This window comes from Pseudomonas sp. 22082 (assembly GCF_052046055.1).
In the GTDB taxonomy this organism is placed as follows: domain Bacteria; phylum Pseudomonadota; class Gammaproteobacteria; order Pseudomonadales; family Pseudomonadaceae; genus Aquipseudomonas; species Aquipseudomonas pharyngis.
Genome location: NZ_JBQEQB010000006.1, coordinates 90,838 through 110,051, shown reverse-complemented (window position 1 = coordinate 110,051; position 19,214 = coordinate 90,838). Strand labels below are relative to the sequence as shown.

The following is a 19,214-nucleotide window of genomic DNA, read 5'->3' as shown; positions in this document are numbered from 1 at the left end:
ACGGCTTTTACCCAAACAAAAACGCCCGACCTTCACAGGCCGGGCGTTTTTTTGAGCCCTGAAAAATCAGGACTGACTGGTTGGCGTCGACGGCGTCGATGCAGCAGTCGGAGCAGGCGCCGGGGTTGGAGCCGAGGCGGAGTTCGACGTGCTTGCCAGTGCTTGCGGTGTGGTCACCGGTTTGGGTGCAGCAGCTTTCGGCGCAGCGGCTTTCGGCGCGGCCGGTTTTTTCACTGCAGGCTTTTTCGCCGCAGCCGGTTTGGCGGCAGGCTTGGCGGCGGGTTTGGCTGCTGCGGTTTTCGCTGCTGGTTTGGCTGCTGGCTTGGCCGCAGGTTTAGCGGCTGATTTTGCAGCCGGCTTGGCGGCGGCCTTGGCAGCAACCGGTTTGGCCGCGGCTTTCGCTGCAGGCTTGGCGGCAGCAGTTTTGGCTGCTGGTTTTGCGGCCGGTTTGGCGGCGGCTTTAGCCAGTGGCTTGGCAGCGGTTTTGGCCGCAGGCTTGGCTGCTGCGGTTTTCGCCGCGACAGGCTGAGCTTTCAGGCCGGTGAGTTTTTCGATCTGCCTGGTCAGGGTATCGACCTTCTTGTGCAGATCCTTCACCTCGTTGCGGCTCGGTACGCCCAGGCGCGAAATCGCACTGTTCAGGCGCTTGTCGAAAGCCCCTTCCAGCTGATCCCAGGTGCCCAGTGCGCGATCTTTCACGCCGCTGATGCGCGATTTTGCCGAGCTTGCAGAATCCTTGGCAGCATCGACTTTCTTGCCGACTGCAGCCTTGGTGAGCTTCTCGGCTTTCTCGCCGTCTTTGACCAATGTATCGAAGAGCTTGCTGCCGTCAGTGTCGATCTTCGAGTACACGCCTAAACCAGCCAGCCAGATCTTGCGGGAATAGTCTTCGACTTTTCCGATCCACGAGCTGCCTTCTTTATCGGTGTTCTTTTTACCAGCCATCCCGTTCTCCTTAAGATTTACGCGCGACGCGTTCGAGCAATGCCGTCAGCTCATCGAGCTTAGCAGAGAGTGTCTCAACGTCATGTTTAGACGGAATGCCGATACGATTCAAGGCACTGGCCACACGCGTGTCGAACGCCTTCTCGACCTTGTCGAGCTGAACTTCGACCCGGCCTTTGAAAGAGCTGACTTCGCTCTTGGCTTCATCGATCTCGGCGTTGGCCGCTTCGAGTTTTTCGGTGACGGCTTTTTTGCCTTTCTTTTCAACAGTTTGACCAGCCTTGATCAACTCCTGAAAGTACTCGCTGCCCTCCTGACCGACCTTGGTGTAGGTACCCAGGCCTGCCAGCCAGATCTTGCGGGCATAGGATTTGACGTCGCTCAGAGCGGAAGTCGAAGCGTCGATTTTTTTCTTCAAAATGACTTTGGCCATGGTGCACCTCACGCGCAGAAGGTTTGAGGAACTGCCCTGACGAGTGTCGGGCTCAGGCACAAAGTAGGGAGAAAAATTAGAAACGGCACCCTAACAACTGACATAAAAGGCAGGTGCAGGAGAAAAAAACGGGGAGCCCGAAGCTCCCCGTTTGTCCTGATCAGACCAGCGCTTTATCCAGCGCCTTTTCGATCTCGGCTTTGATCATGCCGCTCATGGCCGACATCATCAGGCCCAGTTCCACGTCGACCCGGATCGAATCCTCGGCCACGTGCACCGCGCCCTTCACGCCCGAACGCTTGAGGTTCAGGACATCGCCCGACCACTGCGGCTCCAGGCCATATTGATCGGAGAGTTTCTGCGCCAGTTTGTCGGCTTTCTCGCGGGCCGCTTCCTTGCCCAGGCTGTGGGCACGCTCAACACTGATATGGGCCATTGAATGACTCCTGCTTTTTGAATGGGGCTATGAATGCCTGCAACGAATCTTGACCGCCACTGCGGCAAATCGTCCCGAAGGTTGCCCATCTTACCTTTAGCCATTCCAAGACAAAGCATGGCTTGGGGATTAGAATGTCGCGCATTCTCTTTTGGTGACAGCGATATGACTGATCAGCGCAAAGGCAGCGATGCCGAACCCACCACTCACTTCGGCTTCAAAAACGTTCCGGAAAGCCAGAAAGCGGAAAAAGTCGCTGAGGTGTTCCACTCCGTGGCCGCCAAGTACGACCTGATGAACGACCTTCTGTCGGGCGGCATGCACCGTCTGTGGAAGCGTTTCGCGATCGAACTGTCGGGCGTACGCGCCGGCAACCGCGTGCTGGACATCGCCGGCGGTACGGGTGACCTGACCAAGAAATTCTCGCACCTGGTCGGCCCGACCGGTCAGGTGGTGCTGGCCGACATCAACGAATCCATGCTCAAGGTCGGTCGTGACCGCCTGCTGGATGTCGGCGTGTCGGGCAACGTCGAATTCGTCCAGGCCGACGCTGAAAAGCTGCCGTTCCCGGACAACCATTTCGACTGCGTGACCATCGCCTTCGGCCTGCGCAACGTGACGCATAAGGAAGACGCCCTGCGCTCGATGCTGCGCGTCCTCAAGCCGGGCGGCCGCCTGCTGGTGCTGGAATTCTCCAAGCCGACCAACGCGCTGATGTCCAAGGCCTACGACGCCTACTCGTTCGCCTTCATGCCGCTGATGGGCAAGCTGATCACCAACGACTCGGAAAGCTATCGTTACCTGGCCGAATCGATCCGCATGCACCCGAATCAGGAAACCCTGAAGTCGATGATGGTCGACGCCGGTTTCGACCGCGTGACCTATCACAACATGACCGCAGGCATCGTCGCCCTGCACCGCGGCATCAAGCCCTGATGCTGCTGACCGGGCTGCTCGCCAGCGTCGAACTCGGCCTGAACCGCGTGCTGCGTCTCGACAGCACGGCGCTGCCGCGACTGGCGCACCTGACCGGCAAAGTGATTGCCGTGGATTGCCGCAGCCCGGCGCTGCAACTGTTCATTCTGCCGAGCGACGAAGGCCTGATGCTGGCGTCCCACTGGGAAACCGGCGTCGACTGCACCCTGCGCGCCCCGGCCTCGAGTCTGGTGAAACTGGCCCTGAGCAAGGACAAGACGGCGGTGCTGCACGCGCCGGAAGTCGAACTCGACGGCGACAGCGGCGTGCTGCTGGAGCTGGCGGGCGTGCTGCAGGACCTGGAGCTGGACTGGGAGTACGAACTCTCGCGCTGGCTGGGACCTGTCGCCACGCAACTGGTCGGCGGCCACCTGCGCAGCCGCGCCCGCTGGTATCAACAAGGATTTGCCAGCCTCAACCAGAACCTCGCCGAATACCTGGCCGAAGAATCGCGCACCCTCGTCGGGCAGCGCGAAGCCGAAGCCCGCTTCAGCGAACTGGACCGGATCAAACTCGATCTGGAACGTCTCGAGGCGCGCTTCGAGCGCCTTTCCCGATCCCTCGACCCAAGCGATAACGCATGAAGCTGCTCGCCGTCCGCCGTCTGTTGCGCATCCAGCGCGTCGTGATCCGCTACCGCCTCGATGACCTGCTGTTCGATCTGCCGTTGCCGTGGTTCCTGCTGGCGCTGCGCTACGTCCTGCCGTGGCGCTGGTTCCCGCGCAAGCCGCTCGACCTGAGCCGTGGCGCACGCCTGCGCCTGGCGTTGCAGGACCTAGGGCCGATCTTCATCAAGTTCGGGCAGATCCTTTCGACCCGCCGCGACCTGCTGCCGGAAGACATCGCCGATGAGCTGATGCGGTTGCAGGACCGCGTGCCGCCGTTCGATTCGCAGCTGTCGGTCAAACTGATCGAAGAGCAACTGGGCAAGAAGATCAGCGAAGTGTTCAGCCGCTTCGACGTCGAACCGCTGGCCTCGGCCTCGGTGGCGCAGGTGCACGCCGCGCAACTGAAGACTGGCGAAGAAGTGGTGGTCAAGGTGATCCGCCCGGGCCTGAAACCGATCATCGCCCAGGATCTGGCGTGGCTGTTCATCCTCGCCCGCGCCGCCGAGAAGGTCTCCGCCGATGCCCGTCTGCTGCACCCGGTGGACGTGGTCAGCGACTACGAAAAAACCATCTACGACGAACTCGACCTGTTGCGCGAGGCGGCCAACGCCAGCCAGTTGAAGCGCAACTTCGAAGGCTCGCCGCTGTTGTATGTGCCGCAAGTCTATTGGGACTGGTGCCGGCCGAAAGTGCTGGTGATGGAGCGCATCTACGGGATTCAGGTGACGGATCTCGCGACCCTCGCCGACCAGCGCACCGACATGAAGCTGCTTGCCGAACGCGGCGTGGAGATCTTCTTCACCCAGGTGTTCCGCGACAGTTTCTTCCACGCCGACATGCACCCGGGCAACATCTTCGTCAGCACCGTCAACCCGTGGAGCCCGCAGTACATCGCGATCGACTGCGGCATCGTCGGCAGCCTGACCCCGGAAGACCAGGATTATCTGGCGCGCAACCTGTTTGCCTTCTTCAAGCGCGACTACCGCCGGGTGGCGCAATTGCACATCGATTCGGGCTGGGTGCCGGCGGAAACCAAATTGAATGAATTCGAAGCGGCGATCCGTACCGTGTGCGAGCCGATCTTCGAAAAACCATTAAAAGATATTTCATTTGGCCAGGTGCTGATGCGCCTGTTCCAGACCGCGCGCCGCTTCAACATGGAAGTGCAGCCGCAACTCGTATTGCTGCAAAAGACCCTGCTGAACATCGAAGGCCTGGGCCGTCAGCTGTACCCGGACCTCGATCTGTGGAACACCGCGCAGCCGTTCCTCGAACGCTGGATGCGCGAGCGCGTCAGCCCGAAAGCCTTGATCGGCAACGTGCAGAGCCAGTTCGAGCAGCTGCCGCACCTGGCCAACATGGCCCGCGACCTGCTCGAACGCATGTCCCAGCCCCACGCCAACGACCCGCCGCCACCGTGGAAAAAACGCAAGGACGACTGGTTCCTGCGCCTGCTCGGCAGCGCCCATCTGGCGGGTGGTACGATCCTCGCCGCCGGGGGCCCGATGCACGAACTGGGGCATTGGCCCGCCGGGATCATGGTGGCAGTCGGCTTGTATCTGGTCGTTCGCCGATAGCCAGTTCCGTGATCGGCTGGCACACTGTTTCAACGCCTGAACCCGACTATTGAAGTGTGGGTTCGCTGTCGGAGTCGAAGATGAAAAACTGGCTGGACGAGATCAAGTGGGACGCCGATGGCCTGGTGCCGGCGATTGCCCAGGATCACAAGACCGGACGCGTATTGATGATGGCCTGGATGAACCGCGAAGCCCTGGAGCTGACCGCGGCGGAAAACCGTGCCATCTATTGGTCACGTTCCCGTGGCAAGCTGTGGCGCAAGGGCGAAGAGTCCGGCCACGTACAGACGCTGCATGAAATGCGTCTGGACTGCGACGCCGACGTCATCATCCTGATGGTCGAACAGATCGGCGACATCGCTTGCCATACCGGCCGTCAAAGCTGCTTCTACCGCGTCTTCGAAAACGGCGACTGGAAAACGGTCGACCCGGTCCTGAAAGACCCGCACGCTATTTACTCCGCAGGACACAAACATGAGTGACACCCTGACCCGCCTCGCTCAGGTGCTGGAAGAGCGCAAGGGCGCTGCTGCCGACAGTTCGTATGTGGCTAGTCTGTATCACAAGGGCTTGAACAAGATTCTGGAAAAGGTCGGCGAAGAATCGGTCGAAACGATCATTGCCGCCAAGGACGCCGCCGTCAGCGGCGACTGCAGCGACGTGATCTACGAGACCGCCGACCTGTGGTTCCACAGCATGGTCATGCTTGCCCAGCTGGGGCAGCATCCGCAGGCGGTGCTGGATGAACTGGATCGCCGTTTCGGCCTGTCCGGACACGTCGAGAAAGCCTCGCGCCCGTCCGCCTGAACAACTTCAAGAGAGGAACAGCAACATGGGCATTTTTGACTGGAAACACTGGATCGTCATCCTGGTGGTCGTGGTACTGGTGTTCGGTACCAAGAAACTGAAGAACCTCGGCACCGACGTTGGCGAGTCGATCAAGGGCTTCCGTAAAGCCATGAACGACGACGAAAAACCGGCCGATCCGACCGTCACGCCTGCGCAACCGGTACCGCCGGTACAGCCGCAAGCCACCGCTCAGGCCAACCCGCCGCACACCATCGACGTGCAGGCGCAGAAAGTCGAAGAGCCGATCCGCAAAGACGTGTGAGCACTGACTAATGTTTGGTATCAGCTTCTCTGAACTGCTGCTCGTCGGCCTCGTCGCCCTGCTGGTGCTGGGCCCCGAGCGTCTGCCGGGCGCTGCACGCACCGCCGGCCTGTGGGTCGGACGGCTGAAGCGCAGCTTCAACGCGATCAAACAGGAAGTTGAGCGTGAAATCGGTGCCGACGAAATCCGTCGGCAACTGCACAACGAGCACATCCTGTCGCTGGAACAGGAGGCGCGGAAGATTTTCACGCCGGTTCAGCAGGAGCCGACGCCGGTACAGCCGGTGGCAGATCAGACGCCAGTGCCTCCGGTTGTGGAACAAACAATTCATGCGCCGACGGCGAGCGTCGAGCACGTCTCTGCCGCAGCCGCTGAAACTGCGCCGATCATGAAGCCTGTCGAACCCATTGCTCCAGCTGCCGCGCCAACAACGCCGGCCCCTCACGACCCAACATTGCCGCCGCGAGCCCCATGAGCGATCTCCCCGAAAACGACCAGCACATGCCGCTGGTTTCGCACCTCACCGAGTTGCGCACCCGCCTGCTGCGTTGCGTGGCGGCGATCTTCATCATCTTCGCCGGGCTGTTTGCCTTTACCCAGCAGATCTACACCTTCGTTTCGACGCCGCTGCGCGAATACCTGCCGGTGGGCGCGACGATGATCGCCACCGACGTGTCGTCGCCGTTCCTGACGCCGCTGAAGCTGACGATGATGGTCTCGCTGTTCCTGGCGATCCCGGTGATCCTGCATCAGATCTGGGGCTTCATCGCACCGGGCCTGTACAAGCACGAGAAGCGTGTCGCAGTGCCGTTGCTGATCTCCAGCATCCTGCTGTTCTACACCGGCATGGCGTTCGCCTACTTCTTCGTGTTCCCGCTGATCTTCAAGTTCTTCGCCTCGGCCACCCCGGCCGGTGTGGAAATGATGACCGACATCACCAGTTACCTCGATTTCGTCATGACGCTGTTCTTCGCCTTCGGCGTGGCGTTCGAAATCCCGGTGGCCGTGGTGCTGCTGGTGTGGATCGGCGTGGTCGACGTCAAATACCTGAAGAAGATCCGTCCGTACGTGATCATCGGCTGCTTCGTGGTCGGCATGATCCTGACCCCGCCGGACATCTTCTCCCAGACCCTGCTGGCCGTGCCGATGTGGATGCTGTTCGAAGTCGGCATCCTGTTCGGCAGTCTGGTCAGCAAGCGCGAACGCCCGGAAGAAACCGCCGACGATCACAACGACCAGCCGCCAGCGACTCAGCCATGAACCTGCTGCTGCTCGAAGAGGCCGACTTCATTGCGGCCGACCGCGTCGTGCTGCGTGATCGGCGCCTGACCCACATGCAGGAAGTCCACCGCTCGGAAGTCGGCGACAGCCTGCGGGTCGGGCGCACTGGCGGGCTGATGGGCTCGGCCGAGCTTTTGCGCCTTGACGCGGGCGAAGCCGAGCTGCGGGTCACCCTCGATCAACCGCCGCCGGCCAAACTGCCGCTGACCCTGGTACTCGCCCTGCCCCGCCCGAAGATGCTGCGCCGGGTGTTCCAGACCGTGGCGACCATGGGCGTGTCGAAGGTGATTCTGGTCAACAGCTACCGGGTCGAGAAAAGCTTCTGGCAAACGCCGTTCCTGGAGCCGGAAGCGATTCGCGAACAACTGATCCTCGGCCTCGAACAGGCTCGGGATACGGTGTTGCCGGAGATCATCATCGAGAAGCGCTTCAAGCCGTTCGTCGAAGATCGCCTGCCGGCCATCACCGACGGCACCCTCGGTCTGGTCGGTCATCCGGGCAACTTCCCGCCCTGCCCCCGCGCCCTCAGCGAACCGGTAACCCTGGCCATCGGCCCCGAGGGTGGCTGGATTCCCTACGAAATCGATCTGTTGGCCAAGGCCGGGCTGCAACCGGTGCAACTGGGCGAGCGAATCCTGCGGGTCGAAACCGCAGTCACCGCGCTGCTCGCCCGGCTGTTCTGAAGTCTCTCCGGACAAAAGGCGTTACAGATTGCCATCATGCGGCCGATACCCTCCCCATAAGTCCAATTAGTGGTCCGAGGGAGTCGTCGCATGTACCGTTGGTTAGCCGAGAGTCTTGGAAACGTCAGCGTCAAACGTAAGCTTGGAATCGGTTTCGGCCTGGTGCTGCTGCTGACCCTGTTGATCACCTTCACCGGCTGGACCGGAATGAGCGGGATCATCAGCCGGGGCGACAAGCTCGGCTTCATCTCCAGCCTCAACGAGCTGACCAAGGACCTGCGTCTGGCGCGTCTTGACTATGAAGCCCGCCGTGGCGAACAGGGCCCCGGCGCGGTCAACGACCTGCTCGGCAAACTCGACGCCGGCCTGCAAAGCGCCCGCGGCATGATCGAGCAACCGTCCGACGTGGCCATGATCGATCAGCAACTGGCGGCGGTTGCCGAGTACAAACGCGCCTTTGGCGACATGACCCAGGCCACCGTGCAGCGTGAAGACGCTCGCAGCAAACTCGGCGCCAGCGCCGATAACGCGGTGGCCAAGGTCAGCGAAGTCGAGAAATCCCTGCTGCAAGGCGACAGCGTTGCGCAATTCAACAGCGTGATCGAGCTGAGCAAACTGCTGCAGCAGGCGCGCTATCAGGTGCGCGGCTACACCTACAGCGGCAAGGCCGAAGCCGAACAACCGGCGCTGGATGCCATCGCCGCCGCCCTGAACAATCTGGAAAGCCTGCCGAGCAAACTGCCCGAGCAACACATTGCCAACCTGCAGCAGGCCACCGAATCGCTGAAGGCTTACCGCGCCGCCGTCAGCCAGTTCCGCGACTCCCAGGTGAACAACGCCAAGGCGCTGGCTCGCATGTCGGCCCAGGGCGACATCCTGCTCGACGTCAGCAAGAAACTCACCGAATCCCAGACCATCGTCCGCGACACCGATGCCGCGCACGCCAAAAACATGCTGATGATCGCCACCCTGCTGGCCCTGGCCTTCGGTCTGCTCGCGGCCTGGGCGATCACCCGGCAGATCATCATTCCGCTGGAGCAGACCCTGAAAGTCGCCGAACGCGTGGCCGCCGGTGACCTGACCCACAATCTGGTGTCCCTGCGCCGTGACGAACTCGGTCAATTGCAGCGCTCGATGCAGAGCATGACCCAAGGCCTGCGCGAATTGATCGGCGGCATCAGCGACGGCGTGACCCAGATCGCCAGCGCCGCCGAAGAGTTGTCCGCGGTGACCGAGCAGACCAGCGCCGGGGTCAACAATCAGAAAGTCGAAACCGACCAGGTCGCCACCGCCATGAACGAAATGGCCGCCACCGTGCAGGAAGTCGCGCGTAACGCCGAGGAAGCTTCGGAAGCAGCGGTCGCCGCCGACCAGCAGGCCCGTGAAGGCGACAAGGTGGTTGGCGAGGCCATCGCCCAGATCGAACGTCTGGCCGCCGAAGTCGGCCATTCCACCGAGGCCATGGGCGAGCTCAAGCGCGAAAGCGACAAGATCGGCAGCGTGCTCGACGTGATCAAGTCCGTGGCCCAGCAAACCAACCTGCTGGCCCTCAACGCCGCCATCGAGGCCGCCCGTGCCGGTGAAGCCGGACGTGGCTTTGCGGTGGTTGCCGACGAAGTCCGCAGCCTCGCCCAGCGCACCCAGAAGTCCACCGAAGAGATCGAAGAGCTGATCGTCGGCCTGCAGAACGGCACCCAGCAAGTGGCAACGATCATGGACAACAGCCGCACCCTGACCGACAGCAGCGTCGAGCTGACCCGGCGTGCCGGTGGCTCGCTGGAAAGCATCACCCGCACCGTTTCGGCGATTCAGGCGATGAACCAGCAGATTGCAGCGGCGGCCGAGCAGCAGAGCGCCGTGGCCGAAGAGATCAACCGCAGCGTGCTGAACGTGCGGGATGTCTCGGACCAGACCTCGGCGGCCAGCGAAGAGACGGCGGCCTCCAGCGTCGAGCTGGCGCGCCTGGGCACACACCTGCAAACGCTGGTGGGCCGGTTCAAGGTTTGAAGTGATTCATTGGCCTCGGTTCACTGTGAACCGAGGTGAGGCCATTCGCGAGCAGGCTCGCTCCCACAGTCGACCGAGTTGTCCGAGCGGACGCGGTCCAANGGGAGCGAGCCTGCTCGCGAAGGCGTCCCGGGAGACGCCGCAGTTACAGGACTTGCCGCAGGAACGCCTGGGCTCGGGGATCCTTCGGTGCATCGAAGAACGCCGCCGGCGAGGCGTCTTCCAGCAGTTTGCCGTGATCGAAGAACAGCACCCGATCCGCCACTTCCCGGGCAAAACCCATTTCGTGGGTCACGCAGACCATGGTCATGCCTTCCACGGCCAGGTTTTTCATCACGTCCAGCACTTCGCCGACCATTTCCGGGTCGAGGGCCGAGGTCGGCTCGTCGAACAGCATGACCTTGGGGTCCATCGCCAGCGCCCGGGCAATCGCTACGCGCTGCTGCTGACCGCCGGACAGGCGCGACGGATATTCGCGGGCCTTCTGGGCAATCCCGACCTTCTCCAGCAATGCCAAAGCCTTGGCCTCGCTTTCCTTCTGGCCGCGCTTGCGCACGACTTTCTGTGCCAGGCACAGGTTTTCCAGCACGGTCATGTGCGGGAACAGATTGAAATGCTGGAACACCATGCCGACTTCGCGGCGGTAGGCGTTGACGTCGGTTTTCGGGTCAGCCAGTTGCAGGCCGTCGATGCTCACCGAACCCGAATCGAATTCTTCCAGACCATTGAGGCAACGCAGGAAGGTCGACTTGCCGGAACCGGACGGGCCGATCACTACCAGCACTTCGCCCTTGGCCACGGACGTGCTGACGTTATCCACCGCGCGCACCACTTGCCCACGGGTGTCGAAGACTTTTACCAGATCGCGAACTTCAATCACTTTGCGCGAGCCTCCGCTCAAGCCGGCTGGCGATTTTCGACAGCGGCAGGTTGATCAACAGGTACAGGCCGGCGACGCAGAACAGGATCTCGAACGGCGAGAACGACGTGGTGATGACTTCCCGGCCGCTTTTCAGCAGCTCGGTGATGGCGATCACCGACACCAGCGAGGTGTCTTTGACCAGACTGATGAACTGCCCGGCCAGCGGTGGCAGCACGCGCTTGAATGCCTGCGGCAGCACCACATGACGCATCGACTGGCCGGCACTCAGACCCAGCGAACGCGCCGCTTCGTTCTGGCCGCGGGCAATCGACTGCACACCGGAACGGATGATTTCCGCCACGTAGGCGCCGGTGAACAGCGACAGCGCGGCAATCCCGGCGAACTCCCGGGACAGGTTCATCACCGTGCCGATGAAGAAATAGAAAATGAAGATCTGCACCAGCAGCGGCGTGCCGCGCACCAGTTCGACATAGATCGTCGACAGGTCGCGCAGGGTCGGGTTGCTCGACAGCCGGCACAGCCCGGTGGCCAGACCGATCAGCAGACCCAGCACGCCGGACACCACCGACAGCCAAAGCGTGGTCCACAGCCCCCACAACAGCGGACCCGCCGCCCAATGCCGCGTCACGCCCACGACGTCGCCTTCGGCCACATCGTCGCCCTGAGCGAATTGCAGGCTGTTTTCGTCGACGGTCAGGTGCTGCTCGTCACCGGCATCGTTGCGCAGGGTGACCTGCGCGCTGCCGCCCTTGCGCACCAGTTCGCTGACGGTGGAAATGTCGGTCGCGCGCTGGGTTTCCTCGGCCTGATAGGCGAAGTACTGCGGCACACGGTTCCAGCGCCATTCGTAGGACATCAGCGACGTGGCGTAATACAGCGCGCCGGCCAGGCCGACCAGCACCAGCACGGTCAGAACGTGCCAGGGCCATTGGGCTTTTTTCTGTTTCATTACAGGTTCCGGATTCTGTGTTGCTCTGGAGGCCCTCTTCGCGAGCAAGCCCGCTCCCACAGTGGATTTGTGGTGTTCACACAATCTCTGTGGGAGCGGGCTTGCTCGCGAATGGGGTAACTCGGTCTAACTGACCCAGTGTTATTCCATGTCCTTGAGCCACTCGGTGCTCTTGAACCACTTGTCATGGATGCGATCGTAGGTGCCGTCTTCGTGGATCTGGTGCAGGAAGTTGTTGATGAAGTTGATGCTGTCGTAGTCACCCTTCTTCAGACCGAAGGCCAGCGGCTCGTAGGTGAACGGCTTGTCGAGGAACACCAGTTTGCCGGCGCCGACCTTGTTCACCGCGACCACGTTGTACGGCGCGTCGTAGATGAAGGCGTCAGCCTTGCCGTTGACCACATCGAGCACGGCTTCCTGCTCGTTGTCGTAGCCGTGGTACTTGGCTTTGGAGATCAGCTTCTTGGCGACCATCTCGCCGGTGGTGCCGAGCTTGGAGGTGATGCGGTAGTCGGCGGTGTTCAGGTCTTTATAGGACTTGATGGTGCCTTCCAGCTCCTTGCGGATCAGCAGGGTCTGGCCGACCACGATGAACGGTTCGCTGAAGTTCAGGCGCAGGTTGCGTTCCTGGGTCAGGGTCATGCCGCTGCCGATCATGTCGAACTTGTCGGTCATCAACGCCGGGATGATCCCGTCGTAACCGGTGGAGACCAGCTCCAGCTTGACGCCCATGGCCTTGGTCATGGCTTTGAGGATGTCGACTTCGAAACCGATGATTTCACCGCGCTTGTTGGTCATTTCGAATGGCATGTAGGTCGGATCCATGCCGACCTTCAACGAGCCACGCTTGACCGCGTCGTCGATCGCGCCGGCCTGCGCCGCATTGACTGCAACCAGTGCCGTGACGCCGACCAGCAGCATCGACAGATACTTCTTCATCTTCAAGTCCCCAAAACATTGCGTTTGCGGCGCGAAAACCGACAGAAATGGACAAGATTGTCCGGGTGCGCCAATTCGGGGACGGATGCTAACGCACTCGTCCGTTTGCACAAGGTTTTTTGATCGGTTGCTGCCGGATGGGACGCAGTCCGGGACGGTAATCGGCAGGCAAAAAAAACCCCGCTTTCGCGGGGTTTCTTCATCAGGCCGGTTGCGCCTGCAAGCTCACCGGCTTGAGCGGCAGCAGCGGCGCATGGGGATCGGCTTTCACCGAGGCCCGCCATGCGTCCAGCCACTCGGCGTGACCTTCGGCCCACACCTGCTCGTGCAGACGGGCCAGGGCCACCGGATCGCTCAGCAATTGCAGGCGATCATGATTGTTCAGCCCGGCCGGGCCGACCTTGATCGCGTGACGCACACGTTCCTGGCGCAGCCATTCGATCGGCTCGGCCTGACCGTGACGCGAGGTCGCCAGCGAGCACGCCAGGGCGTTCTGCTGTGGATCGACCACCGCGCGGATGAAGCCGTCATTCAGTGCGTGCCAGCGGTTTTCGTGGGTGTACTGATCGGTGGCCAGCAGCGCCTGTGGCGGATTGTATTCCTCGGGGATGAGGAACAGGCTCTCGTCACGAGACTTGAGGCCCAGACCGACGCGGCTGGAAATCACCGACACCGGAATCGACAGCATCAGCGAACCGACGATCGGCACCAGCCACCACAGGAAGCTCGGGTTCAGCCAGATCACCAGCAACGCCCAGAAGAAGCCCAGCAGGGTCTGCGGACCGTGACGCTTGACCGCTTCGCTCCACGGCGTGGAGTCGTCGTCACGCTGCGGCGAGTTCCAGGTCGCGGCCCAGCCGAGGAACGCGGCCAGAACGAAACGGGTGTGGAAAATCATCCGCACCGGCGCCAGCAGCATGGAGAACAGCATCTCCAGCAGCATCGACACGGTCACCTTGAACTTGCCGCCGAACTCTTTCGCGCCCTTGGCCCAGATCAGGATGATGCTCAACAGCTTCGGCAGGAACAGCAGCACGATGGTCGTCGAGAACAGCGCGATCGCCTTGTCCGGGTGCCATTGCGGCCACAGCGGATAGAGCTGACGCGGTTCGAGGAAGTACTGCGGCTCCATCAGCGTGTTCACCGCCAGCAGCGCGGTCGATAGCACCAGGAAGAAGAACCACAGCGGCGCCGACAGGTAAGACATCACGCCGGTCAGGAACACCGCGCGGTGCACCGGGTGCATGCCTTTGACCAGGAACAGACGGAAGTTCATCAGGTTGCCGTGGCACCAGCGACGGTCACGCTTGAGTTCGTCGAGCAGGTTCGGCGGCAGTTCTTCGTAGCTGCCCGGCAGATCGTAGGCAATCCACACGCCCCAGCCGGCACGGCGCATCAGCGCAGCTTCAACGAAGTCGTGAGAGAGAATCGCACCGGAGAACGCACCCTTGCCCGGCAACGGCGCCAGGGCGCAGTGGTCGATGAACGGCTTCATGCGGATGATCGCGTTGTGACCCCAGTAGTGGGATTCACCCAGCTGCCAGAAGTGCAGGCCGGCGGTGAACAGCGGACCGTACACGCGAGTGGCGAACTGCTGCATGCGCGCATACAGCGTGTCCATGCCCGAAGCGCGCGGCGCGGTCTGGATGATGCCGGCGTCCGGCGTGGCCTCCATCAGGCGCACCAGACTGGTCAGGCACTCGCCGCTCATCACCGAGTCGGCGTCGAGCACGACCATGTACTTGTAGTCACCGCCCCAGCGACGGCAGAAGTCGTCGAGGTTGCCGCTCTTGCGTTTGACGCGACGGCGACGGCGGCGATAGAAGATCTTGCCGAAACCCTTGGCTTCGCGGCAGACGTCCAGCCAGGCCTGCTGCTCGGCCACGCAGATGTCGGTGTCGTTACTGTCGCTGAGGACGAAGAAGTCAAAACGGTCCAGGTCACCGGTAGCGGCGACCGACTCGAACGTCGCGCGCAGACCGGCGAACACCCGAGGCACGTCTTCGTTGCAGATCGGCATCACCAGTGCGGTGCGCGCGTCTTTCGGAATCGGCTCGTTGCCGGCACTTTTACCGGAGATCCGGTATTTATCGTGGCCGGTGAGCAATTCGAGGAAGCCCATCAGCGCGGTCCAGAAACCGGCCGACACCCAGCAGAACAGAATCCCGAACATGATCAGAATGCTGGTTTGCAGCGCATACGGCAGCACTTGCGTGGCGGTTTGCAGCAGCGGTTGATGCAGGACTTCTTCCAGATCGACGAACGACCAGCCCTGGTACGGCATGATGCCTTTCATGTACCAGCCGGCGACGATGGTCTGACCCAGCATCAGCACCAGCAGAATGTAGCGACGGATCGAACCGACCGTACGCCAGCGCGCCGCCGGCAGCACGTTGGCGTCCTTCGGCGGTTGCGGCGGGTTGGTCCGGCCGGTCAGGCGACGCCAGCCACGCACCAGAATGTTGGTGCGCCACGGCTCCGGCACGACCTTGGTCCGACGGATCGGCGGCGTGGCCTTCATGCTGACCCGGCCGCTGGCGTCGAGCACCAGCATTTCCGCGTCTTGCAGCTCTTCGGCGGTGCTCAGGATCAGGCGCTTGCCCACCGAAGCCTGGGCGGCTTCGGTCGGTGCGTCAAAGGTCTTGGACGACAGGCGTTCATGCAATTCGCTGAAGGACTGGCAGCCCGCGAGTTCCGCGCGCTGCTCGTCGGTCATCGGCAGATGCGCCAGGTACTCGGACAGAGTCTCTGGCTGTACTTGAGAGTTACTCATCGGCAGGCAACTGATAGCTCCAGGTCTCGGTCAGGACTTCTTCAGTCGGTGCCGATTCCGGTGTGGCTGGGGCCGCGTCCGCAGCGGCTGGCTGCTTGGCGTCTTTGTTGGCCTTGTCCTTGGCATCTGCAACCGGCTTGGCGTCGGCCTGTTTGGCCTCGGCGGCCTTGGCTTCCTTGTCGGCTTTCTCTTGTTGCTTGGCGGCAACCTTGTCGGCCTTGGCTACCGACGAATTGGACGTCGGTACCGAAGACTTGGCCAGATCAGCGGTGACCACTGGCTGCACCAGGGCTGCGCGCATCTCGGTGGACTTGCTCGCGTCCTTGATCTTCATCCGCAGGGTCAGGCGCCAGCCCTTGGTTTCCGGGTTGTAGCGCACGCTGTTTTCGACCAGTTCGGCGTTGTCGCCGACGCTGACCTGGCTGCGAACGTCCGCATCCGGGGCCAAAGCGGCCAAGGACGGGCCTTCGAAATCGACCAGGTAGGCAACGCTGCCATCCGGCTGACGGATCAGGTTCGATTGCTTGACGTCACCGGTCGAACGCAGGGTCTGGTTGACCCAGGCGCTGTCCGGCGCGTGCAGCGCGGCTTCGTCGATGGTCCAGTGCATACGGTAGGCGAAGTCCAGCGGCTGGCCAGGCTCCGGCAGTTTTTCCGGGTTCCAGAACGCAACGATGTTGTCGTTGGTTTCGTCGGCGGTCGGGATCTCGACCAGATCAACGGTGCCCTTGCCCCAGTCGCCCTTCGGCTCGATCCAGGCGCTTGGGCGCTTGTCGTAGCGGTCGTCGAGGTCTTCGTAGTGGCTGAAGTCACGGCCACGTTGCAGCAGACCGAAACCACGCGGGTTCTCGACGCTGAACTGGCTGACAGCCAAATGTTTCGGGTTGTTCAGCGGACGCCAGATCCACTCGCCGTTGCCGGCATGGATCGACAGACCGCTGGAGTCGTGCAGTTCACGACGGTAGTTGAGCACCTTCGACGGCTGGTTGGCGCCGAACAGGAACATGCTGGTCAGCGGCGCGATGCCGAGCTTGCCAACCTTGTCACGCAGGTACATCTGGCCCTTCACGTCGACAATGGTGTCGCTGCCCGGACGCAGGATCAGACGGTAGGCGCCGGTCGCACGAGGCGAATCCAGCAGGGCGAAGATCACCAGGTGCTTGTCGCCCGGCTTCGGCTGCTGAATCCAGAACTCGCGAAAACGCGGGAATTCTTCGCCGGACGGCAGAGCGGTATCGATCGCCAGGCCACGGGCCGACAGACCGTAGGTGTGACCCTTGCCGACGACGCGGAAGTAGCTCGCGCCCAGCATGGTCATGATTTCGTCTTGCTTGTCAGCCTTGTTGATCGGGTACAGCACACGGAAACCGGCGTAGCCCAGTTGTTCGGTGGCCTTCGGATCGAACTGCAGGTCGCCGAAATCGAAACGGCTCGGATCGTATTTGATCTCTTCGACGGTGTTCGCGGTGATTTCGTTGATTTTCACCGGCGTATCGAAGTGCATGCCCTGATGATAGAAGGACAGCTTGAACGGGGTCTTCTGGTCGGCCCATTCGGCTTTTTCGGTGCGGAAACGAATCTTCTGATAGTCCGCGAATTTCATTTCACGGAATTCGTTCGGCAGGTTGCTGCGCGGGGCTTCGAACTTCTGCCCGGCCAGCTCTTTGGCCTTGGCCGACACATCGTCAAGATTGAATGCCCAAAGCTGGCCGGCGCTGAGCAGGCAGAGTACTGCCGAGCCCGCTACCAGAGCGCTGCGCAAGCGTTTGGCAGACAATTTTGCTGCATTACAGGGACTAACAATCACGAGCAACCCTCGCCGAAAACAGATCAATAAACCAACGGCCAGATGAAGTGCCTGTGAGGGATTCGGTACAAAAAAACCGACCTTGCAGGACACCCTTGCCAAGTTGGCGAGCATTGTTCCGACTCCGCTGGGTCAAAATGATTCCCCAATCGGATCCGGACAAGTCTCTACCTAAGTCAAAATGGACCAACGAACGCTGATCCCCGTAGCGCGCGATTATCTAGTAGCCCGCGTGACAACGCATCAGGGGTAACAAAGTATTTATCGCGAAAATTCCCTGTTTTCAGTCGAAAAGCCCTTAAAAAGTTGTTTCAAGCACTTTCATGTCTGTAACAGGAAGGTTACCGGGCCATCGTTGACCAGGTGCACCTGCATATCCGCGCCGAATCTACCTGATGCCACTGTGCCATGCATCTGTTTCGCTTTGCTTAATAGATAGTCGAATAATTCTTCGCCCAGCGCCGGAGGGGCGGCGGTCGAGAAACTCGGGCGCAACCCGCTTTTGGTGTCGGCAGCGAGGGTGAACTGAGAGACCAGCAGCAACCCGCCGCCCACATCCGCCAGGGACAGATTCATCTTGCCCTCGGCGTCACTGAACACTCGATAGTTAAGCAGCTTATGCAGAAGTTTGTCGGCGCTGGCCGGCGTGTCGTCGGGTTCTACCGCCACCAGCACCAGCAAACCCTGATCGACACTGCCAACCACCTCGCCCGCCACTTCGACCCGCGCGCCTTTCACGCGCTGCAACAGCCCCTTCATGCTTCTTCGGGCGGCAGGTCGAGCAGGCGCCGGGCCATTTTGCTGGCGGCGCGTACCAGCGCATCAGTGATACCCGGTTCGGACGCGGCGTGGCCGGCATCGCGGATCACCTGCAGCTCGCTGTTCGGCCAGGCCTGATGCAGTTCCCAGGCGTTGTCGAGCGGGCAGATCACGTCGTAGCGGCCGTGGATGATCACGCCCGGCAGATGGGCGATCTTGCCCATGTCGCGGATCAGCTGGTTTGGCTCAAGGAAGGCATTGTTGGTGAAGTAGTGGCATTCGATCCGCGCGATCGACAAGGCGCGCTGCGGCTCGGAGAAACGGTCGACCACCAGCGGATTCGGACGCAGGGTCGCGGTGCGCCCTTCCCAGGTCGACCAGGCCTTGGCTGCGTGCATCTGGGCGATCTGGTCGTTGCCGGTCAGGCGTTTGTGGAAAGCGCTGAGCAGGTCGTCGCGCTCGTCCAGCGGAATCGGCGCGAGGTAGTCCTGCCAGTAGTCGGGAAACAGACGGCTGGCGCCGGCCTGGTAGAACCATTCGATTTCCTGCGGACGGCAGAGAAAGATCCCGCGCAGGATCAGACCGTGCACGCGCTCCGGGTGGGTCTGCGCGTAGGCCAGCGCCAGGGTCGAACCCCAGGAACCGCCGAACAGCACCCATTTGTCGATGCCCAGATGTTTACGGATGCGCTCGAGGTCTTCGACCAGATCCCAGGTGGTGTTGTTTTCCAGGCTGGCGTGAGGCGTGGAACGACCGCAGCCGCGCTGGTCGAAGGTGACAATGCGATACAGATTCGGATCGAAGTAACGGCGACTCTGGGCGTCGCACCCGGCGCCGGGACCTCCGTGGATGAACACCACCGGCAAACCTTCCGGTGAACCGCTTTCGTCGACGTACAGCGTATGGGTGTCATCGACGGCCAGATCGTGCCGTGCGTGAGGTTTGATCTGCGGAAACAAAGTCTGCATTGCGCGCTCCGTAAGGGGTCGAGGTCATCCCTGGGGGGACTTCTATTATTCTGCCGTCCGGCATCATAAACCCGATTTAC

At 61.6% G+C, this 19,214-nt stretch carries 20 protein-coding genes and 1 pseudogene; 11 read left to right on the top strand and 10 right to left on the bottom strand.

The window, feature by feature from the left end:
• Window positions 1-66: 66 nt before the first annotated feature.
• From ACTJK9_RS09280 to ACTJK9_RS09270, 3 genes are all read right to left on the bottom strand, one after another.
• A complete protein-coding gene (locus tag ACTJK9_RS09280) occupies window positions 67-945 on the bottom strand; it encodes a phasin family protein (RefSeq protein ID WP_085611141.1) in 879 nt (292 codons plus the stop codon).
• Window positions 946-955: 10 nt separating this feature from the next.
• Window positions 956-1,378 carry a phasin family protein gene (locus tag ACTJK9_RS09275; protein WP_440813462.1) on the bottom strand — a complete coding sequence of 141 codons (423 nt, stop codon included), beginning with the start codon at window positions 1,376-1,378 and terminating at the stop codon, window positions 956-958.
• 160 nt (window positions 1,379-1,538) lie between these two features.
• Complete coding sequence (locus ACTJK9_RS09270) at window positions 1,539-1,814, bottom strand: polyhydroxyalkanoic acid system family protein (RefSeq protein ID WP_007952417.1); 276 nt, start codon at window positions 1,812-1,814, stop codon at window positions 1,539-1,541.
• 165 nt (window positions 1,815-1,979) lie between these two features.
• On the opposite strand from ACTJK9_RS09270, the gene ubiE reads away from it, so the two are divergent.
• From ubiE to ACTJK9_RS09215, 11 genes and pseudogenes are all read left to right on the top strand, one after another.
• Window positions 1,980-2,750 carry a bifunctional demethylmenaquinone methyltransferase/2-methoxy-6-polyprenyl-1,4-benzoquinol methylase UbiE gene (ubiE, locus tag ACTJK9_RS09265; RefSeq protein ID WP_007952418.1) on the top strand — a complete coding sequence of 257 codons (771 nt, stop codon included), beginning with the start codon at window positions 1,980-1,982 and terminating at the stop codon, window positions 2,748-2,750.
• On the top strand, window positions 2,750-3,373 hold the full coding sequence (locus ACTJK9_RS09260) for a ubiquinone biosynthesis accessory factor UbiJ (RefSeq protein ID WP_007952419.1): 624 nt from the start codon (window positions 2,750-2,752) through the stop codon (window positions 3,371-3,373). The genes ubiE and ACTJK9_RS09260 overlap by 1 nt, the downstream gene beginning before the upstream one ends.
• The gene (ubiB, locus tag ACTJK9_RS09255) at window positions 3,370-4,974 is read left to right on the top strand and encodes a ubiquinone biosynthesis regulatory protein kinase UbiB (RefSeq protein ID WP_440813459.1); all 1,605 of its coding nucleotides are present in this window, start codon (window positions 3,370-3,372) and stop codon (window positions 4,972-4,974) included. The genes ACTJK9_RS09260 and ubiB overlap by 4 nt, the downstream gene beginning before the upstream one ends.
• An 80-nt stretch (window positions 4,975-5,054) precedes the next feature.
• Window positions 5,055-5,456, top strand: a complete 402-nt coding sequence (hisI, locus tag ACTJK9_RS09250; RefSeq protein ID WP_007909357.1) for a phosphoribosyl-AMP cyclohydrolase — start codon at window positions 5,055-5,057, stop codon at window positions 5,454-5,456.
• The gene (locus ACTJK9_RS09245; RefSeq protein ID WP_007952422.1) at window positions 5,449-5,781 is read left to right on the top strand and encodes a phosphoribosyl-ATP diphosphatase; all 333 of its coding nucleotides are present in this window, start codon (window positions 5,449-5,451) and stop codon (window positions 5,779-5,781) included. Before hisI ends, ACTJK9_RS09245 begins: the two co-directional genes overlap by 8 nt.
• Window positions 5,782-5,806: 25 nt before the next feature.
• Window positions 5,807-6,085 (top strand): twin-arginine translocase TatA/TatE family subunit, encoded by a 279-nt coding sequence (locus ACTJK9_RS09240; protein ID WP_007952423.1) that lies wholly within the window; start codon window positions 5,807-5,809, stop codon window positions 6,083-6,085.
• 10 nt (window positions 6,086-6,095) lie between these two features.
• Complete coding sequence (gene tatB / locus ACTJK9_RS09235) at window positions 6,096-6,560, top strand: Sec-independent protein translocase protein TatB (RefSeq protein ID WP_085611143.1); 465 nt, start codon at window positions 6,096-6,098, stop codon at window positions 6,558-6,560.
• Window positions 6,557-7,345, top strand: coding sequence for a twin-arginine translocase subunit TatC (gene tatC, locus ACTJK9_RS09230; RefSeq protein ID WP_085611144.1), 789 nt, complete (start codon window positions 6,557-6,559; stop codon window positions 7,343-7,345). The genes tatB and tatC overlap by 4 nt, the downstream gene beginning before the upstream one ends.
• Entirely contained in the window at window positions 7,342-8,049 is a 708-nt protein-coding gene (locus ACTJK9_RS09225; protein WP_085611145.1) for a 16S rRNA (uracil(1498)-N(3))-methyltransferase, read from the top strand. Before tatC ends, ACTJK9_RS09225 begins: the two co-directional genes overlap by 4 nt.
• A gap of 90 nt (window positions 8,050-8,139) precedes the next feature.
• A pseudogene (locus ACTJK9_RS09220) lies at window positions 8,140-9,153 on the top strand (methyl-accepting chemotaxis protein); the annotation flags it as partial.
• Between the two features lie 30 nt (window positions 9,154-9,183).
• Window positions 9,184-10,056, top strand: coding sequence for a methyl-accepting chemotaxis protein (locus tag ACTJK9_RS09215; protein WP_371807397.1), 873 nt, complete (start codon window positions 9,184-9,186; stop codon window positions 10,054-10,056).
• A 145-nt stretch (window positions 10,057-10,201) separates the two neighbouring features.
• Here ACTJK9_RS09215 and ACTJK9_RS09210 read toward each other — a convergent pair whose 3' ends face one another.
• From ACTJK9_RS09210 to pip, 7 genes are all read right to left on the bottom strand, one after another.
• Entirely contained in the window at window positions 10,202-10,936 is a 735-nt protein-coding gene (locus ACTJK9_RS09210; protein ID WP_085611147.1) for an amino acid ABC transporter ATP-binding protein, read from the bottom strand.
• Window positions 10,929-11,888 carry an amino acid ABC transporter permease gene (locus ACTJK9_RS09205; protein WP_007952431.1) on the bottom strand — a complete coding sequence of 320 codons (960 nt, stop codon included), beginning with the start codon at window positions 11,886-11,888 and terminating at the stop codon, window positions 10,929-10,931. The genes ACTJK9_RS09210 and ACTJK9_RS09205 overlap by 8 nt, the downstream gene beginning before the upstream one ends.
• Window positions 11,889-12,029: 141 nt before the next feature.
• Window positions 12,030-12,827, bottom strand: coding sequence for a transporter substrate-binding domain-containing protein (locus ACTJK9_RS09200; protein ID WP_039772466.1), 798 nt, complete (start codon window positions 12,825-12,827; stop codon window positions 12,030-12,032).
• 202 nt (window positions 12,828-13,029) lie between these two features.
• Entirely contained in the window at window positions 13,030-15,600 is a 2,571-nt protein-coding gene (gene mdoH / locus ACTJK9_RS09195; protein ID WP_064592875.1) for a glucans biosynthesis glucosyltransferase MdoH, read from the bottom strand.
• Window positions 15,593-17,407: a glucan biosynthesis protein G gene (locus ACTJK9_RS09190; protein ID WP_085611241.1), complete on the bottom strand. Its 1,815-nt coding sequence runs from the start codon at window positions 17,405-17,407 to the stop codon at window positions 15,593-15,595. The genes mdoH and ACTJK9_RS09190 overlap by 8 nt, the downstream gene beginning before the upstream one ends.
• 321 nt (window positions 17,408-17,728) lie before the next feature.
• On the bottom strand, window positions 17,729-18,166 hold the full coding sequence (gene dtd, locus ACTJK9_RS09185) for a D-aminoacyl-tRNA deacylase (protein ID WP_064592873.1): 438 nt from the start codon (window positions 18,164-18,166) through the stop codon (window positions 17,729-17,731).
• Window positions 18,163-19,134 (bottom strand): prolyl aminopeptidase, encoded by a 972-nt coding sequence (gene pip, locus ACTJK9_RS09180; protein ID WP_007952436.1) that lies wholly within the window; start codon window positions 19,132-19,134, stop codon window positions 18,163-18,165. The genes dtd and pip overlap by 4 nt, the downstream gene beginning before the upstream one ends.
• Window positions 19,135-19,214: the final 80 nt, after the last annotated feature.

Bases quoted from the DNA above. Each gene is read 5' to 3' on its own strand.
- ACTJK9_RS09280 (WP_085611141.1), bottom strand. From the start codon at position 945: ATGGCTGGTAAAAAGAACACCGATAAAGAAGGCAGCTCGTGGATCGGA.
- ACTJK9_RS09275 (WP_440813462.1), bottom strand. From the start codon at position 1,378: ATGGCCAAAGTCATTTTGAAGAAAAAAATCGACGCTTCGACTTCCGCT.
- ACTJK9_RS09270 (WP_007952417.1), bottom strand. From the start codon at position 1,814: ATGGCCCATATCAGTGTTGAGCGTGCCCACAGCCTGGGCAAGGAAGCG.
- ubiE (WP_007952418.1), top strand. From the start codon at position 1,980: ATGACTGATCAGCGCAAAGGCAGCGATGCCGAACCCACCACTCACTTC.
- ACTJK9_RS09260 (WP_007952419.1), top strand. From the start codon at position 2,750: ATGCTGCTGACCGGGCTGCTCGCCAGCGTCGAACTCGGCCTGAACCGC.
- ubiB (WP_440813459.1), top strand. From the start codon at position 3,370: ATGAAGCTGCTCGCCGTCCGCCGTCTGTTGCGCATCCAGCGCGTCGTG.
- hisI (WP_007909357.1), top strand. From the start codon at position 5,055: ATGAAAAACTGGCTGGACGAGATCAAGTGGGACGCCGATGGCCTGGTG.
- ACTJK9_RS09245 (WP_007952422.1), top strand. From the start codon at position 5,449: ATGAGTGACACCCTGACCCGCCTCGCTCAGGTGCTGGAAGAGCGCAAG.
- ACTJK9_RS09240 (WP_007952423.1), top strand. From the start codon at position 5,807: ATGGGCATTTTTGACTGGAAACACTGGATCGTCATCCTGGTGGTCGTG.
- tatB (WP_085611143.1), top strand. From the start codon at position 6,096: ATGTTTGGTATCAGCTTCTCTGAACTGCTGCTCGTCGGCCTCGTCGCC.
- tatC (WP_085611144.1), top strand. From the start codon at position 6,557: ATGAGCGATCTCCCCGAAAACGACCAGCACATGCCGCTGGTTTCGCAC.
- ACTJK9_RS09225 (WP_085611145.1), top strand. From the start codon at position 7,342: ATGAACCTGCTGCTGCTCGAAGAGGCCGACTTCATTGCGGCCGACCGC.
- ACTJK9_RS09215 (WP_371807397.1), top strand. From the start codon at position 9,184: ATGCAGAGCATGACCCAAGGCCTGCGCGAATTGATCGGCGGCATCAGC.
- ACTJK9_RS09205 (WP_007952431.1), bottom strand. From the start codon at position 11,888: ATGAAACAGAAAAAAGCCCAATGGCCCTGGCACGTTCTGACCGTGCTG.
- ACTJK9_RS09200 (WP_039772466.1), bottom strand. From the start codon at position 12,827: ATGAAGAAGTATCTGTCGATGCTGCTGGTCGGCGTCACGGCACTGGTT.
- mdoH (WP_064592875.1), bottom strand. From the start codon at position 15,600: ATGAGTAACTCTCAAGTACAGCCAGAGACTCTGTCCGAGTACCTGGCG.
- dtd (WP_064592873.1), bottom strand. From the start codon at position 18,166: ATGAAGGGGCTGTTGCAGCGCGTGAAAGGCGCGCGGGTCGAAGTGGCG.
- pip (WP_007952436.1), bottom strand. From the start codon at position 19,134: ATGCAGACTTTGTTTCCGCAGATCAAACCTCACGCACGGCACGATCTG.